A 16452-nucleotide genomic window follows, 5' to 3' on the forward strand; every position below is an offset into this window, starting at 1 on the left:
TCTTATATAAACACATCATTATCGCGACATTGGTGACAAAATAAATAATTGCTCTGCTTATTTTTGTGTCTCAGAAACCTTGAAATATTAATCTCGCACCACCATTCTTTATCTACTTTTGACTGTAAACCTTTTAAGGCAATATCTCAGAATGAGTTCACAAACTTTATCGCTACGTTTAGACAAATGGCTTTGGGCTGCTCGATTTTATAAAACCCGATCAATTGCACGTAGTATGGTTGATGGTGGTAAAGTTCACTATAATGACCAGCGTAGCAAACCCAGTAAAATGGTTGAGCTTGGTGCGAAACTGCGCATACGCCAAGGTAATGAAGAAAAAACCATCATTATCGAAAAAATATCTGAGCACCGACGCGGTGCACCTGAAGCACAAACCCTGTATAGCGAAACACCAGAAAGCATCACTAAGCGAGAAGAAGATGCAAAAAAACATAAACTCAATGCGCTGTACAGTCCAAGTCCTGATAAACGTCCAGATAAAAAACAACGGCGGAGTATCATTCGCTTCAAACAACAGTAATCAGAGACTCGGCTTAGACCGCAATGTCTCTTATTTCTCTATATCTACTCTTTATCTTTTTAGTCAAATATGACTATTAAACATCAATAACCTCAGGGAGTTCCCTAACTGATGGCAAATAATCTTTTACATCGCTATTTATTTGAAAATTTATCCGTACGCGGCGAATTGGTTCAACTTGATAGTGCTTACCAACACATTCTTGCCAGTAAGGATTACCCGCAACCTATTCGTAATTTATTAGGTGAATTACAAGTTGCCACCAGTTTACTGACCGCGACGTTAAAATTTGAAGGTTCAATCACTCTGCAACTGCAAGGTGATGGCCCTGTTTCTCTTGCTGTTATCAACGGTGACCATGAACAAAAACTTCGTGGTGTTGCGCGTTGGGAAGGTCACATTGACGCGAATGCAACTTTACATCAGCTTATCGGAAAAGGTCATCTTGTGATCACCATTTCACCAAAACAAGGTGAGCGCTACCAAGGTGTTGTGGGATTAGAAGGCGATACGTTGGCGGAAATTCTCGAAGGTTATTTTGAGCGTTCTGAGCAATTAAAAACACGCTTATGGTTACGTACCGGCACGCATGAAGGACAAGCTCATGCTGCTGGAATGTTGCTGCAAATCATGCCCGACGGGACGGGCTCTGCTGATGATTTTGAGCATTTAGAGAAGCTAACTGAAACCATCAAAGATGAAGAACTTTTCTCTTTAGATGCGCATGATTTGTTATATCGTTTATATAACCAAGAAGAAGTTAAGGTTTTTGATCCTCAAGCTATTGAGTTCTTTTGTGGTTGTTCGCGTGAGCGCAGCGCAGGTGCCATCGCCACTTTAGCCAAAGATGAGCTAGACGATATTTTACTCACAGAAGGTGAAGTCGCACTGCATTGTGATTATTGTGGCACTAGTTATTCTTTTGATTCTGCGCAAGTTGAACATATTCTCGCGGAAGCAAAAAAAACGTTACATTAACAATCCCGTTAATTTACTGATTACAGTAAGTTATCATTTTTTACTTAAAAGCCGACATTATGTTGGCTTTTTTTCATTTAGTTATCTTTTATTCTAAATTTTACCGATAAATATCCTCACTTATTTTTATTTAAATAATAATCATAGTGGTTTCAGATCGCGGTTTTCAATCATTATTATTTGATAGAGTCATTTTGTGACGCTAACGATAAAACCATAATAATAAAGTGGTTAAGATGACGTCATCGTTTATGTACGAGCTAGGCACAACATGAACCCCAAACTTAAATTCCCTATAATTTGAAACTAAGGATCATCTATGACGGTTACGCAACGCAACGTGACACAAAAAATAGATCTCACTCAATATGGTATTAATCAGGTAACTGACGTACTTCATAACCCGAGCTACGACGTATTGTTTGCAGAAGAAACCCTAGCCAGTTTATCCGGTTATGAAAAAGGCATCGTAACGGAATTAGGCGCCATCTCTGTCGATACTGGTATTTTTACCGGCCGTTCACCAAAAGATAAATACATCGTCAAAGATGATACAACTCGCGATACTTTATGGTGGTCCGATCAAGGAAAAAACGACAACAAACCGATCACTCAAGCCGTATGGCAAGATTTAAAATCCTTAGTCACCAAACAGCTCTCTAATAAACGCCTATTTGTAGTGGATTGCTTTTGTGGCGCCAATCCAGAATCCCGCTTACAAGTTAGAGTTATTACCGAAGTCGCATGGCAAGCTCACTTTGTAAAAAATATGTTTATTCGCCCAACGGATGAAGAATTAAAAACCTTCAAGCCTGATTTTATCGTCATGAATGGCGCAAAAACCAATAATCCAAACTGGCAAGAGCAAGGTCTACACTCTGAAAACTTTGTAACTTTTAACTTAACCGAACGCATTCAAATTATTGGTGGGACTTGGTACGGCGGCGAGATGAAGAAAGGCATGTTTGCGATGATGAATTACCTTCTTCCCCTCAAAGGCATGGCCTCAATGCATTGCTCTGCCAACGTTGGTGAACAAGGTGATGTCGCTATTTTCTTTGGCTTATCAGGAACCGGAAAAACCACACTATCAACCGATCCAAAACGTCAATTGATTGGTGATGACGAACATGGTTGGGACGACGATGGTGTATTCAACTTTGAAGGTGGTTGTTATGCCAAAACCATTCGCCTATCCAAAGAAGCGGAGCCGGATATCTACAACGCGATTCGCCGCGATGCTTTATTAGAAAACGTGACGGTAACCGAGCAAGGCATCATTGATTTTGACGATGGCTCCAAAACCGAAAATACCCGAGTGTCTTACCCTATCTACCACATTGATAATATTGTAAAACCAGTATCAAAAGCGGGCCATGCACAAAAAGTTATTTTCTTAACGGCTGATGCTTTCGGAGTGCTTCCGCCAGTTTCTAAGCTGACGCCAGAACAAACTAAATACCATTTTTTATCTGGATTCACCGCTAAACTAGCTGGTACAGAACGAGGAATCACCGAACCAACCCCGACTTTCTCGGCTGCATTTGGGGCCGCATTTTTAACATTGCACCCAACTCAATACGCAGAAGTGTTAGTAAAACGCATGGAAGCCGCTGGCGCAGAGGCTTACCTCGTCAATACGGGTTGGAACGGCACAGGCAAGCGTATCTCGATTCAAGATACGCGCGGTATTATTGATGCGATTTTAGATGGCTCAATTGATCAGTCTGAAACTAAAATCATTCCAATCTTTAATTTGGAAGTGCCTACCTCGCTACCAAAAGTCGATCCTGCGATCTTAGATCCCCGTGACACTTATCAATCAAGCGAGCAATGGCAAACAAAAGCAGAGGAATTAGCGAACTTATTTATTAAAAACTTTGCTCAATACACCGACAACGATGAAGGAAAATCTTTAATCGCTGCTGGGCCACAGAAAAATTAACGATCGGCTCGGGTCTCGGGTCTCGGGTCTCGGGTCTCGGGTCTCGGGTCTCGGGTCTCGGGTCTCGGGTCTCGGGTCTCGGGTCTCGGGTCTCGGGTCTCGGGTCTCGGGTCTCGGGTCAATTCAAAGCAGAACACGATCCATGTCAACGAATTAACCCAAAATAATTGAGACTGCACCTTCAATTAAGGCTGGTATCTCAACATAATCCTCCTCTTTATATCCGGTTTTAGAGAAACAATACTTCACTCAAGCGCTAATCTTCTATAAATTGAAGCCTCTACAATGAATCTCAACTGACAGGATGATCCATGAGAAGGTTGCTTACCATTATTGCTGGTTTTATTGCGTTATTAATGGTGATTGTAGCCGCCTCTTACGCCACGTTGCATACTCGGTATGCTCCGAATTTAGTCAACTTTGCTTTTGAGCATATTTTGAACCAATCAATTGAAGTCCGTGAGGTTCGCTATTCTTATCGACAACCTGATCATTTCACTTTTGAAGGGGTATTAATAAAGAAACCTAACACTAAAAAATCCATTTTACTTCGCCATGTTGAAGTCTGGCTGGATAACCCAATTTGGAAAGACGGTAAATTACAGATTGATAATGTGTTACTTGAAGGTATGGCACTGCAGAATGGTTGGCCGACCCTAAGTGTATTTCCATATATTCACATTAATCAGTTGTCTATCTCTAGCATTGATTTCGCCGATCATGGTTGGGTGGCGCGTGATATGAGCATTCAGATTAAACAACCACAATATCATCCATCGAAAATCTTACCTTTTTATGGTCAAATACAAATTTCTGCAGATCAAATTTACTGGCAAGGTGAGGCTCTTGATCATGTTGTTCTAGATGCGGATATTACCCCAGAAAGCACCACGTTTTATGATATTCAATTTGACTGGCATAAAGGAAAATTCAAGGCTCAAGCCACTAAAATAGCATCCACCAAGGCTTGGCAACTTCCGCAAGTATCTATTTCAGGGCTTAGACTGCAACAGCAAAACCTCGATGCAATCAAGCCAGCTATATTAGGCTGGTTTACACGCATACCGATGAATATTGAGCAGCTTAATGTGAGTAATTCCAGCCTGGACACTCCCAAATTCACAGCAAATAATCTCACTGTGAATGCTCAACATATCAAGCTCCCTTTTAAGTTGTGGGATCAACAAAATGCAGCGATTACCGCTTCCGCACAATCCATGAGTATGATGGGAGAAGCCATTGCCTCGCCTCGCTTAGATCTTAATCTTCATCCTCAGCAGGCTATTGTAAAAAGCTTGTCATTAGAAGCGTTACAAGGCGATATCAACTTACAAGCAACGCTAACGCCAACCAGCTTGCAATTTAATCAGCTAAATATAAATAACATAAAATGGATCCCATCCGCCGACTCAAAAGCATTGGCATTGCAATATCTACAACAACTCGACACGATTACTGCCACCACCTTAACCATCAGCAATGTTCAAGTCATCGACCTCACTCAAGAGCCTGCGATGCAAACTTCAGGAATGAGTATTGATGGCGATGAACTTGAACTAAAACGTACTGGTCAATGGGGGCTTTGGGGTGGCAGTCTTAGCATCAGTGCCAGTAGCGCCACCTACGATAAAGTAACCAGTCGTAATTTATTGCTTAACATGCATTCTAAAGATGGGCACTTTTGGCTAGAGAACCTATTTGTGCCGTTAGAGGATGGGCTAGTTAAAGGCAAAGCAGATATGGCTTATATGCAGACAAGCCAACCTTGGAGCTTGAACCTTGATGCCTCTGGCATTCCGTTGAGGTTTATTACTCGTGGCTTTAACTTACCTTTACATTTAGATGGGATAACTGACTTAACGATTAATGCTGAAGGTTTATATGGTGATCAACTTATTTTTAATCACAGTGTGGCCGGAAAACTGGATGCGACCATCAGTCAAGCCACCAGCAGTGATAACTTTGAAACTCTTTGGCTAAGAAACCAACAAGCACAATTGGCGCCAATCGATGAGCACAGTCTAGATAGCTCGCAGGCTAATGCCCAGAATGCACAAACCTCCGCCAAAGATACCGACAAAAAAGATGAAGTGCTTCGTAAACCTGTAATGATCGGAGACATTCATTTAAACGCCGATCGTGGTCGAGTGTCTCTAAACCCTTTTAGCATTAAGGGGGAGGATTTTTCAGCTCACCTAGGCGGCAAGTATGATTTTCTTTTCCCGCAAAAAGGCAATATACAATATCGATTGGAAGGAAAGTGCAAAGCGCTAACCTTTAACTTATTAGGTGATCGAGATGGCATTGCCGTTGAAGACAGTTGCCAATCGTCGAAATAGCATTGTTTACTGGAGAATGGCTGTCCACTGGATAGTCATTACTCATTAGATAACCCTTCTCATTAAAGGGTTATTTACTGAGAAACATCCGTTAGAACAGTAATTAGTAAAGCCACTAAGAAAAATCAGCTAACGAACGACAGGCTCCTCTCCTAAGAAGTCTGTCATTAGCATGTACGTTCCTGTAAATTCTACGGCTGGCGTATCACCACTGTATACCGTCACTTTGACAATAATACGCGCACGGCGTCCATTTTCTAAACGATCCAAGTCCCCACTGATCCCATCAAGAGAAGTCACGGCGATCGGGCTTTCAGTAACCGGCGCCCTAAAGCGTATTTGGCTGTCGGCTAAAATAATGTCGGCTTCCAACCCTTTTTCACGCATTAACAACCATGCCATTCCCCATCCGGTTAAGGTGGTTAGAGTGAAAAGAGATCCTGCGAACATGGTTTCATGCGGATTAATATTGGGATTAAGCGGCGCTGAACACTCAAATCGATAACCTGTATATTGGCTAATTCTTATTCCCATCGCCCCACAAATTGGAATTTCTTGTCGCCATCTATTTTGTAGTTCATCACACCAATCTGGTCGATGAGTCACTTGAGATAATGCATTCAGTTTTTTGACCATTTGTTGATGTCGAATCGGCCCAACCTCATCACTCAACTCACCTTGGCTTTCAAATCCATTATGATTATAAAAAGCAATGGCATCTTGACGGGCATTACATACTAAGCGCTTTGCCCCTTCTTGCATCGCATAAGCTTCCAGAGCGACCAGAATCAACGAACCTAGCCCTTTCCCTCTATGATTAGGATTCACCGCCATGTAGCGTACTTGCCCTTCATTATTAGGAGTAAGATAAATTCGCCCTACCGCCATGATCCGATTGCGTCCATCCACAATCATGCGATGTGAACTCATTTCATCATACTCATCTCGCTCTGAACCAACTGGCTGATGAAAAGGTTCACGCAACATTTGCCAACGAAAATGGTAATAACGTTGTAAATCCGCATCTGTTTTTGGCGTCACTAACTTAAACATCTTAATCCCTTATTTATTCATTGATTGGCGTACCATTAACTCGAGTTAAACCTGTAGCCAAAACGTCACTGGTCCATCATTGACCAATGCCACTTTCATATCCTCGCCAAAACGACCATTTTGCGTTTTTATTCCTGTGTCTTGGCAGCATAAAGAAAAATAATCATACAAACGCTGCGCTTCTACCGGATCCGCACCTTTTGAAAAACTTGGCCGCATGCCTTTTTGAGTATCCGCTGGCAAGGTAAATTGCGAGACAACTAAAACACTGCCACCGATTTGCTGAACATTTAAGTTCATTTTTCCACCGTCATCTTCAAAGATGCGATACCCTAATACTCGCTCAGTTAAACGCTTCGCTTTGGCTTCATCATCGTTTTTCTCAACCCCCAACAACACCAATAAGCCTTGCTGTATTTCACCGACAATCTCCCCGTCAACACGCACACTGGCTTCGCTCACTCGTTGAATAAGAGCGATCACAATGTGTCGTCCTTTTTGTCGTCTTTTCTCGTCAATTTATCTAATAAATGCTCTAAATGATGAAAAGGTTCGCTTTCATTCCAATGCTCACGCTCACCTAAGCTGGCCGTGACTTCTGCGCCAATTAAGACAATAAACCAACACAAATATATCCAAACAAATAAGATTGGAATGGCCGCAATGGCCCCATAAATTAATTGGTATGATGGAAAGGCGGTAATGTAAAGAGCAAAGCCTTTCTTACTGAGTTCAAATAATATCCCGGCGACAAGCGCGCCGCTTAAAGCATGAAAGATTTTCACTTTAATATTTGGGACTAATAGATAAAGGCCAAAAAAAGCAAAGGCAGAGAACAGCATAGGAAGAAGCCGATAGACTAAATTAAGCGCCTCACTACTTAGAATTTGAGTTGACGTTATATAGGAAGTTAAGGCCAAACTTAAACCAATAAAAAGCGGCCCCAAGGTCAAAACCATCCAATACATAGAAAAAGAATACACCAAGCGACGTTTACGCTTCACTCGCCAGATATAATTCAAATTTTTATCAATGGTTGAAATCAATAACATTGCGGTAATAAAGACAAAAGTACCCCCAATAGCGGTCATTTTAGCGGTATTATCAATAAAAGAATTAATAGCATCTTTTACTGCATAGCCCGTCGAGGGAACAAAATTACTAAAAATAAACTCTTGAACCTGGTTGCTAATCCCTTCAAACACAGGAAATTTAGACAGTCCAGTGACCAACACCGTCGTAAGTGGTACTAATGAGAGCAACGTAATATAAGCCATATACCCAGCATTCACCGCTAATCGATCATGCACGACTCTTTGCTTTAAATACACAAAGTAGTGCAGGTATAGACCTAAGCGAGTTTCGACTGTCCGTAGTGAATTCATATTCGTCCCTAAGCTAATTGTTGAATAATATAAGTGGCGCGTTGTTCGATACTTGCCCAAGGCACATCGATCACTTTATAACCTAATTCAGTGTAGATATCGATGATCAAGTCATGCACTTCACACGCTTGCTCAAAGCTATGCGGACGTACTTCGTCTTGAACATAAATGGCAGAATGAGGCCGACAAACAAAAACCTGTGAGTGATAACCTAATCCTGCATTACGAATATGATCAGGCACTAATTGATGGCCAAGCTTTAAGTAAGCCACAATATCAGGGATCGCTCGATCCATAAAACTCATCCCATCGACTTGCAAAGCTTGTTCTTTTTGTCGCTGCATATGTTCTAAACATAACTCTGCAAACTGAGCTAAATTATCCCAAGGTAAAATACCTTGTTCTAATTGAGATTGTTGCTCGATCAAGTAGCGAGAAGACTCAGGGAAAGTAGCAAAACCTTGAAGACTCAAGGCATCAATAATAGCGGTTTTTCCTGCCCCTGGGCCACCCGTAATGATGATTGGTTTCATTCTTTATCCATATAAAATCTTGTCGCTCATTCAGGTCTCAGTCCAGAATCTACATAATACCAATAACACTAATTACCTGACTAGAGAGTGCTAAAGACAACATTTTAAGAACAAGATAAAATTTTTTTGTTCGGTCGTGATTCTACAAACGAAAATTACAACGCAGCTATCGAAATGTTTAACAAGCAAGAATGCTCAGGAAATAAGTAAGGTTGTTATCAATAATTTTTAAAAAATTTAAATAAAAAAGCCGATGTAATCAATCACATCGGCTTTTTACTATATCACAACAGATGTGGTTTTATTTTGTTCCACGACCTGCACGCTTACGTTCATTTTCAGTCAAATGACGCTTACGGATACGGATGCTTTCTGGTGTTACTTCTACTAGCTCATCATCATCGATAAATTCTAGTGCTTGCTCTAGCGTAAACTTAATCGCAGGAGAAAGCGTTTGTGCTTCATCAGTACCAGATGCACGAACGTTAGTTAATTGCTTACCACGAAGACAGTTGATGGTTAAATCGTTATCACGGTTATGAATACCGATGATTTGACCTTCATAAACTTCATCACCGTGCTCTGCAAATAAACGACCACGATCTTGTAAGTTAAACAATGAGTACGTTACTGCTTTACCCATACCATTTGAAACTAATACGCCGTTAGCGCGCTGGCCAATTATGCCACCTTTATGCGGACCGTAATGATCAAATGAGTGATAAATCAAACCAGTACCAGAAGTCATGGTTAGGAACTCAGTTTGGAAACCAATAAGACCACGAGAAGGCATCATAAAGTCCATACGAACACGGCCTTTACCATCCAAGCTCATGTTAGTTAACTCACCTTTACGAAGACCGATGCTTTCCATGATCGCGCCTTGATTCTCTTCAATAACATCAATCGTTACCGTTTCAAACGGTTCTGTTTTTTGACCGTTTTCTTCTTTGATGATGACTTCAGGACGAGATACCGCAAGCTCGTAACCTTCACGACGCATGTTCTCAATCAAGATAGAAAGGTGTAGTTCACCACGGCCAGAAACACGGAAACGGTCTGGACTATCCGTTTCTTCAACGCGTAATGCAACGTTATGTACTAATTCTTTTTCTAGACGCTCAAGAATATTACGTGAAGTAACAAACTTACCTTCTTTACCAGCAAACGGAGAATTGTTGACTTGGAACGTCATGGTAACTGTTGGTTCATCAACCGTCAGTGGTTTCATTGCTTCAACCACATTAACATCACAGATAGTGTCAGAAATTTTCAACTCACCTAAGCCAGTGATGGCAATGATGTCACCAGCAAAAGCCTGGTCAACTTCAGTACGGCTAAGACCCATGTACCCAAGTACTGTGCCTACTTTACCGTTACGTTTCTTGCCATCTGCGCCAACAATAGTGACTTGTTGGTTTGGTTTAACGCTACCACGAGTAACACGACATACGCCGATAACACCGACGTAAGAGTTGTAATCTAGTTGAGACACTTGCATTTGCAATGCGCCATTAACGTCAACATTTGGACATTCAACATTATCAACAACCGCTTGGAAAAGTGGTTCCATGTTGTCGCCAATTACAGCTTCATCCATAGATGCCCAGCCGTTCAATGCTGATGCATAAACAACTTTAAAGTCTAGTTGTTCGTCAGTCGCGCCTAAGTTATCAAATAAATCAAAAATTTGATCCATAACCCAATCAGGACGAGCACCAGGACGGTCAACTTTGTTGATAACAACGATTGGCTTTAAACCATGTGAGAATGCTTTTTGAGTAACGAAACGTGTTTGAGGCATAGGACCATCAACCGCATCAACGATGAGTAGAACTGAGTCAACCATCGACATGATGCGCTCTACTTCACCACCGAAATCGGCGTGTCCTGGGGTATCAACGATGTTGATACGGTAGCCATTCCAGTTAATTGCAGTATTTTTTGCAAGAATGGTAATACCACGTTCTTTTTCGATATCGTTTGAGTCCATGACGCGCTCTTCAGCTTCACCACGAGATTCAAGTGTACCCGATTGCTGTAGAAGCTTATCAACCAAGGTTGTTTTACCGTGGTCAACGTGCGCGATAATCGCGATATTTCTTAACTTATCAATCTGTGGAGTAGTCATGGAATTCAATTCACTTATAAAAGACACCCAAGCGTTGGGCGAACTTGATTAAAAAAACGGTCGTAAATGTACCAGATTTTCGAAAAAACTCTAGAAATATGTGATCAAAGTGGCGATTATTTACGCTTTTCCTTCGATTTAAATGCTCGATTGCCATTTAGACATAAAAAAATCAAATATATTGTGCCTTATCCGCCCACTTTATTCTATCCATCCCAACTTATAAAAACCCGGCCTTATCATTACAAACCTCATTGACAAACGATCAAATACTCGGCTGAATATAGGTGTTATTCAATCGATTGCATCAAAGTCGCACCATTCGCACCACTATAGTGCAATAGCGCACCAAATTAGATCATCGACTTGCACCTTATTGGGCTTTATAACTTTAGATCTTTGAATTTAAAGGATTTATTTTCTTGGCACGATTTTAGCTTAGTATTAAGCATCATTGATTACTTTAAACAATCAAGATCGCTTAACGCTGATATCCACTAAAAGATATGTTTACTAAAAAGCATGTTCACTAGTAAGAATAGCTTTAATCGTTCAAACAGTATTAATAACACCGGAGGTTATCCAAGATGTCAGTTGAAAACGTACTCTCTCTGATCGCTGAAAATGAAGTTAAGTTTATTGATTTACGCTTTACCGACACTATAGGTAAAGAGCAGCATATTTCTATTCCTGCACACCAAGTAGATGCAGACTTCTTTGAAGATGGCAAGATGTTCGATGGCTCATCTGTTGCCGGTTGGAAAGGCATTAACGAATCTGACATGGTTATGATGCCAGATCCATCAAGTGCAGTATTAGATCCATTCACAGAAGACTCAACGCTAAATATTCGCTGCGACATTCTTGAGCCTGCAACGATGCAAGGCTATGATCGCGATCCACGTTCTATCGCAAAACGCGCAGAAGACTTCATGCGCTCAGCCGGATTTGCTGACACCGTGCTTGTTGGTCCTGAACCAGAATTCTTCCTATTTGATGACGTTAGATTCAGTAACGAAATGTCAGGTGCATTCTTTAAAATTGACGATATAGAAGCAGCGTGGAATAGCGGTACAGAATATGAAGGCGGTAACAAAGCTCACCGTCCTGGCGTTAAAGGTGGTTACTTCCCAGTAGCACCGGTTGATTCATCTCAAGACATCCGTTCTGCTATGTGTTTAATCATGGAAGAAATGGGTCTTGTCGTTGAAGCTCATCACCACGAAGTTGCCACAGCAGGTCAAAACGAAATCGCAACTCGTTTTAATACCTTGACTGAAAAAGCAGATGAAATTCAAATTTATAAGTATGTTGTTCATAACGTTGCTCATGCATACGGTAAAACAGCGACTTTCATGCCTAAACCACTCGTTGGCGACAACGGCTCTGGCATGCACGTTCACATGTCTCTTAATAAAGATGGTGTAAACCTGTTTGCTGGCGATAAGTACGGCGGCTTATCTGAAATGGCACTCTTCTACATCGGTGGCATCATCAAGCATGCGCGCGCAATTAACGCCTTTGCTAATCCATCGACTAACTCATACAAACGTCTTGTACCTGGATATGAAGCGCCAGTTATGCTTGCATACTCTGCTCGTAACCGTTCTGCATCAATTCGTATTCCAGTAGTACCAAGCCCTAAAGCTCGTCGTATTGAAGCGCGCTTCCCAGATCCAGCGGCTAACCCATATTTATCGTTTGCTGCACTATTAATGGCCGGTCTTGATGGTATTAAGAACAAGATTCATCCTGGCGATGCTATGGATAAAGACTTGTACGATTTACCCGCAGAAGAAGCAGCAGAGATCCCGAAAGTAGCTGAATCTCTTGAGATCGCGTTGAAAGCACTAGATGACGATCGTGAGTTCTTGACCTCAGGCGGTGTATTCTCTGATGATTTCATTGATTCTTATATCAAACTGAAATCTAAAGATGTTGAGCGCGTTAATATGGCCGTTCACCCACTTGAGTTTGAACTGTACTATTCGGTATAAATCTTTACCAATAACTCGTTTAATCCTAAGCAAGTTATCTGGCACAGGTTTTACACTGTAACAGTGTAAATAAGACGAAAAATTTAGGCTCGCCTCTCAGGTGAGCCTTTTTTTTGTTGTGAGTAAAGAGGCAAACGATAAGCTGAGTAAAAACTAAGGAGTCCACATAATGAAACGGTATTCATTTATATTTATTTTACTCGTGACTACATTTTCCTATGCCAATGAAGTGTATAAGTGGACAGACAATAATGGCGTTTTGCATCTCAGCGATACCCCTCCAGCAAAAACGATTAGCACCACCAACAGAGAAAAACTTATACTTCCCGATATAAGCAACTCAGCTCCGAGACATCAATACAGCGACACCAGTGATATTAATAAACCTTCTGACACAGTGGCTCAAGTACCGTTAGACGAATCAAACAGTGTGCCATCAAAAAATATGCCACCAAAAGATGAACAATCAATTGAGAAAAAAATTCTCGTCAATATTGAAACACCAAGCAATGATCAAACATTAAGAAGCAGCCGTGGCTTAATCACCGTCAAAGCAAACTTAAGCCGTAAATTAGTCATTGGCGAGAGCGCGCAATTAATGCTCGACAATCAACCTTTTGGTGCACCGCAAACCGCTATGTTTTGGGAGTTAACCAATATTGATCGTGGTGAACATACAATAACAATCAATGTTATAGAAAGCGGCAAGGTTATTGCATCATCTTCTATCATTACGGTATATCTACACAGAACGACCGTAAATTAGACGTATGGCAGTATCATTGGTCTTTTTATTTGTACTGATTTTTATCATGCCCCATACTGAAACTTATTTACGCACCAATTTAGTGCAAATAAAACAAAGGCAAGATAATGATGCAATCAGATCACAATGGAGCACTCGCTGCCGCGATTCTCGGTAATCTCGTGACTGCCACTTTTCTATTAGATGAAAAGTTGATCATTCATTACGCCAACCCTTCGGCTGAACAGCTATTTTCTCAAAGCTTAAAACGATTACAAGGCACACCGCTTTCTCAGCTTATTCAACATGCCTCAATGGACTTAGCACTTTTTACTCAACCATTACAAAGCGGTCAAAGTATTACCGATAGCGATGTCACCTTTGTCATCAATGCAAAACCTATAATGCTTGAAGTTACGGTTAGCCCTTTATCACTCCACGACACACAATTTGATAACGATTTAATGTTATTAGTGGAAGTCAGGAAAATTGATTCTCAACGCAGACTTAGCCAAGAACTCAATCAGCATGCTCAACAGCAAGCGGCAAAATTATTGGTTCGAGGGCTTGCTCATGAAATTAAAAATCCTCTGGGCGGTTTACGCGGTGCGGCACAGTTACTTGGTCGTATGCTGCCAGACCCCAATTTAAACGAATACACCCAAATTATTATTGAGCAAGCCGATCGCCTACGAGTATTGGTTGACCGTTTACTCGGCCCTCAAAAGCCTGGAAAGAAATGCTCTGAAAACTTACATCTCGTCATAGAGAAAGCCCGTCAGTTAGTGGAGCTAGAATTTGGCAGCCAAATTGTCATTAAGCGAGATTATGATCCTAGTATGCCACCTATTGTGATGGACGCTGATCAAGTCGAGCAGGCTTTTCTCAATATCATCAGTAATGCTGCACAAATTTTAGCTCAGCAACCCGATGGCAAAATAACGATTCGCACTCGTACCATTTATCAAGCCAATATTCATGGCCAACGACATAAACTGGTGGCTCTAATTGAAATAATAGACAACGGGCCGGGGATCCCAAGTGAACTACAAGATACCTTATTTTACCCAATGATCAGTGGCCGAGAAGGTGGCACTGGTTTAGGGCTATCTATCTCACAAAATATAATCGACCAGCACCAAGGTAAAATCGACGTTGAAAGCTGGCCAGGACACACCATTTTTAGTATTTATTTACCGATTTAAACTGCGTAATTACTATACGTTCACCCCATTAACATGGGTATATTATCGGAACTTGCAAAGGGGATCAGGACATGAGTAAAGGATTCGTATGGGTTGTCGATGACGATAGTTCTATCCGCTGGGTATTAGAAAAAACGTTATCTTCTGCCAACATCCAATGTGAAACATTTGCAGATGCAGAAAGTGTCATTTCCTCTTTGGAGAGAGAAACGCCAGATGTGCTTATCTCTGATATTCGCATGCCAGGTATGGATGGATTGACATTGCTCAAACAGCTTCAAAGTAGTTATCCAAATTTACCCGTCATTATTATGACAGCACACTCAGATCTAGATGCCGCGGTGAACGCGTATCAAAAAGGCGCTTTTGAATACCTTCCTAAACCTTTTGATATTGATGAAGCCTTAACTCTGGTTGAACGTGCAATTACGCACAGCCATGAGCAACGTACCGATAATGCACCGCAGAGCCGAATTCAGGATGTAACACCTGAAATATTAGGTGAAGCACCAGCGATGCAAGAGGTGTTTCGAGCTATTGGACGTTTATCTCGCTCCTCGATTTCCGTTCTTATTAATGGTGAATCAGGTACGGGCAAAGAGCTTGTTGCCCATGCACTCCATCGTCATAGTCCACGATCAACAAAGCCTTTTATCGCTCTTAATATGGCGGCAATTCCAAAAGATTTAATTGAATCTGAATTATTTGGTCATGAAAAAGGGGCGTTTACTGGTGCGAATGCGGTGAGGCAAGGTCGATTTGAACAAGCAAATAGCGGCACTCTTTTCTTAGATGAAATTGGCGATATGCCTTTAGACATTCAAACTCGATTATTGCGAGTATTAGCGGATGGGCAATTTTATCGTGTCGGGGGCCACGCGCCCGTCAGTGTTGATGTTCGCATTATTGCCGCCACCCATCAGAATCTAGAAAAACTGGTCAATCAAGGTGGATTTAGAGAAGATTTATTCCATCGGTTGAATGTTATCCGAGTTCATATTCCCGCATTAAGAGAGCGCCGCCAAGATATTGAAAAACTCGCGGCACATTTCTTATCTCGCGCGGCAAAAGAGCTCGCGGTTGATGCTAAGTCGTTACATCCAACAACAGTGGAAACCCTAAACCAATTGCCTTGGCCTGGTAATGTGCGTCAATTAGAAAACACCTGTCGCTGGTTAACCGTAATGGCCAGTGGTAGTGAAGTCTTACCCGCAGATTTACCCACTGAACTGGTGAGCGAAAAAAATAAAACTCTTACGGAAAGCACTCAACAAGAATCGTGGCAAGAACAGTTAGAATCTTGGGCCCAACAAGCTTTAGCTTCTGGCGAATCCGACCTCCTTGCCATGGCTCAACCAGAGTTTGAACGTATTTTATTACAAACAGCATTAACCCATACCAATGGGCACAAACAAGATGCGGCTAAGTTATTAGGTTGGGGACGAAATACTCTGACTAGAAAATTAAAAGAACTGTCCCTTTAATTCCTTTACGATCTAATGACTCATCTTGAGTAATCCGATCGTACTGATACTATGCTTTACTACCCTGCTAAATTTAAAGTAGTTGAATTAAAAATGACTCAGATTTTCGGCTTATC

Annotated in this window: 13 protein-coding genes; 8 read left to right on the top strand and 5 right to left on the bottom strand. The window is 41.4% G+C overall.

Annotated features, from left to right (window positions below):
- The first annotated feature begins 151 nt into the window (after positions 1 to 151).
- From hslR to FH976_RS06825, 4 genes are all read left to right on the top strand, one after another.
- Entirely contained in the window at positions 152 to 541 is a 390-nt protein-coding gene (hslR, locus tag FH976_RS06810; RefSeq protein ID WP_194090138.1) for a ribosome-associated heat shock protein Hsp15, read from the top strand.
- A 111-nt stretch (positions 542 to 652) separates the two neighbouring features.
- Positions 653 to 1519, top strand: a complete 867-nt coding sequence (hslO, locus tag FH976_RS06815; protein ID WP_194090139.1) for an Hsp33 family molecular chaperone HslO — start codon at positions 653 to 655, stop codon at positions 1517 to 1519.
- A 319-nt stretch (positions 1520 to 1838) separates the two neighbouring features.
- Positions 1839 to 3464 (top strand): phosphoenolpyruvate carboxykinase (ATP), encoded by a 1626-nt coding sequence (gene pckA, locus FH976_RS06820; RefSeq protein WP_194090140.1) that lies wholly within the window; start codon positions 1839 to 1841, stop codon positions 3462 to 3464.
- Positions 3465 to 3775: 311 nt separating this feature from the next.
- On the top strand, positions 3776 to 5803 hold the full coding sequence (locus FH976_RS06825) for an AsmA family protein (protein ID WP_194090141.1): 2028 nt from the start codon (positions 3776 to 3778) through the stop codon (positions 5801 to 5803).
- Positions 5804 to 5932: 129 nt separating this feature from the next.
- On the opposite strand, the gene FH976_RS06830 is transcribed toward FH976_RS06825, so the two are convergent.
- From FH976_RS06830 to typA, 5 genes are all read right to left on the bottom strand, one after another.
- On the bottom strand, positions 5933 to 6856 hold the full coding sequence (locus FH976_RS06830) for a bifunctional GNAT family N-acetyltransferase/hotdog fold thioesterase (RefSeq protein ID WP_194090142.1): 924 nt from the start codon (positions 6854 to 6856) through the stop codon (positions 5933 to 5935).
- 45 nt (positions 6857 to 6901) lie between these two features.
- A complete protein-coding gene (dtd, locus tag FH976_RS06835) occupies positions 6902 to 7339 on the bottom strand; it encodes a D-aminoacyl-tRNA deacylase (protein ID WP_194090143.1) in 438 nt (145 codons plus the stop codon).
- Entirely contained in the window at positions 7336 to 8241 is a 906-nt protein-coding gene (locus FH976_RS06840) for a virulence factor BrkB family protein (protein WP_194090144.1), read from the bottom strand. The genes dtd and FH976_RS06840 overlap by 4 nt, the downstream gene beginning before the upstream one ends.
- A gap of 8 nt (positions 8242 to 8249) precedes the next feature.
- A complete protein-coding gene (locus FH976_RS06845) occupies positions 8250 to 8774 on the bottom strand; it encodes an AAA family ATPase (RefSeq protein ID WP_194090145.1) in 525 nt (174 codons plus the stop codon).
- Positions 8775 to 9075: 301 nt separating this feature from the next.
- Positions 9076 to 10905 (bottom strand): translational GTPase TypA, encoded by a 1830-nt coding sequence (typA, locus tag FH976_RS06850; RefSeq protein ID WP_194090146.1) that lies wholly within the window; start codon positions 10903 to 10905, stop codon positions 9076 to 9078.
- Positions 10906 to 11492: 587 nt separating this feature from the next.
- Between typA and glnA the strand changes: the two genes are divergently transcribed.
- From glnA to glnG, 4 genes are all read left to right on the top strand, one after another.
- Positions 11493 to 12902, top strand: a complete 1410-nt coding sequence (gene glnA / locus FH976_RS06855) for a glutamate--ammonia ligase (protein WP_194090147.1) — start codon at positions 11493 to 11495, stop codon at positions 12900 to 12902.
- 169 nt (positions 12903 to 13071) lie between these two features.
- A complete protein-coding gene (locus tag FH976_RS06860; RefSeq protein ID WP_194090148.1) occupies positions 13072 to 13668 on the top strand; it encodes a DUF4124 domain-containing protein in 597 nt (198 codons plus the stop codon).
- 107 nt (positions 13669 to 13775) lie between these two features.
- Positions 13776 to 14852: a nitrogen regulation protein NR(II) gene (glnL, locus tag FH976_RS06865; protein ID WP_194090149.1), complete on the top strand. Its 1077-nt coding sequence runs from the start codon at positions 13776 to 13778 to the stop codon at positions 14850 to 14852.
- A 71-nt stretch (positions 14853 to 14923) separates the two neighbouring features.
- The gene (glnG, locus tag FH976_RS06870) at positions 14924 to 16336 is read left to right on the top strand and encodes a nitrogen regulation protein NR(I) (protein ID WP_194090150.1); all 1413 of its coding nucleotides are present in this window, start codon (positions 14924 to 14926) and stop codon (positions 16334 to 16336) included.
- Positions 16337 to 16452: the final 116 nt, after the last annotated feature.

Origin of the sequence: Vibrio hibernica, assembly GCF_015223435.1 — a bacterium.
Taxonomy (GTDB): Bacteria; Pseudomonadota; Gammaproteobacteria; order Enterobacterales; family Vibrionaceae; genus Vibrio; species Vibrio hibernica.

Bases quoted from the DNA above. Each gene is read 5' to 3' on its own strand.
- hslR (WP_194090138.1), top strand. From the start codon at position 152: ATGAGTTCACAAACTTTATCGCTACGTTTAGACAAATGGCTTTGGGCT.
- hslO (WP_194090139.1), top strand. From the start codon at position 653: ATGGCAAATAATCTTTTACATCGCTATTTATTTGAAAATTTATCCGTA.
- pckA (WP_194090140.1), top strand. From the start codon at position 1,839: ATGACGGTTACGCAACGCAACGTGACACAAAAAATAGATCTCACTCAA.
- FH976_RS06825 (WP_194090141.1), top strand. From the start codon at position 3,776: ATGAGAAGGTTGCTTACCATTATTGCTGGTTTTATTGCGTTATTAATG.
- FH976_RS06830 (WP_194090142.1), bottom strand. From the start codon at position 6,856: ATGTTTAAGTTAGTGACGCCAAAAACAGATGCGGATTTACAACGTTAT.
- FH976_RS06840 (WP_194090144.1), bottom strand. From the start codon at position 8,241: ATGAATTCACTACGGACAGTCGAAACTCGCTTAGGTCTATACCTGCAC.
- FH976_RS06845 (WP_194090145.1), bottom strand. From the start codon at position 8,774: ATGAAACCAATCATCATTACGGGTGGCCCAGGGGCAGGAAAAACCGCT.
- typA (WP_194090146.1), bottom strand. From the start codon at position 10,905: ATGACTACTCCACAGATTGATAAGTTAAGAAATATCGCGATTATCGCG.
- glnA (WP_194090147.1), top strand. From the start codon at position 11,493: ATGTCAGTTGAAAACGTACTCTCTCTGATCGCTGAAAATGAAGTTAAG.
- FH976_RS06860 (WP_194090148.1), top strand. From the start codon at position 13,072: ATGAAACGGTATTCATTTATATTTATTTTACTCGTGACTACATTTTCC.
- glnL (WP_194090149.1), top strand. From the start codon at position 13,776: ATGATGCAATCAGATCACAATGGAGCACTCGCTGCCGCGATTCTCGGT.
- glnG (WP_194090150.1), top strand. From the start codon at position 14,924: ATGAGTAAAGGATTCGTATGGGTTGTCGATGACGATAGTTCTATCCGC.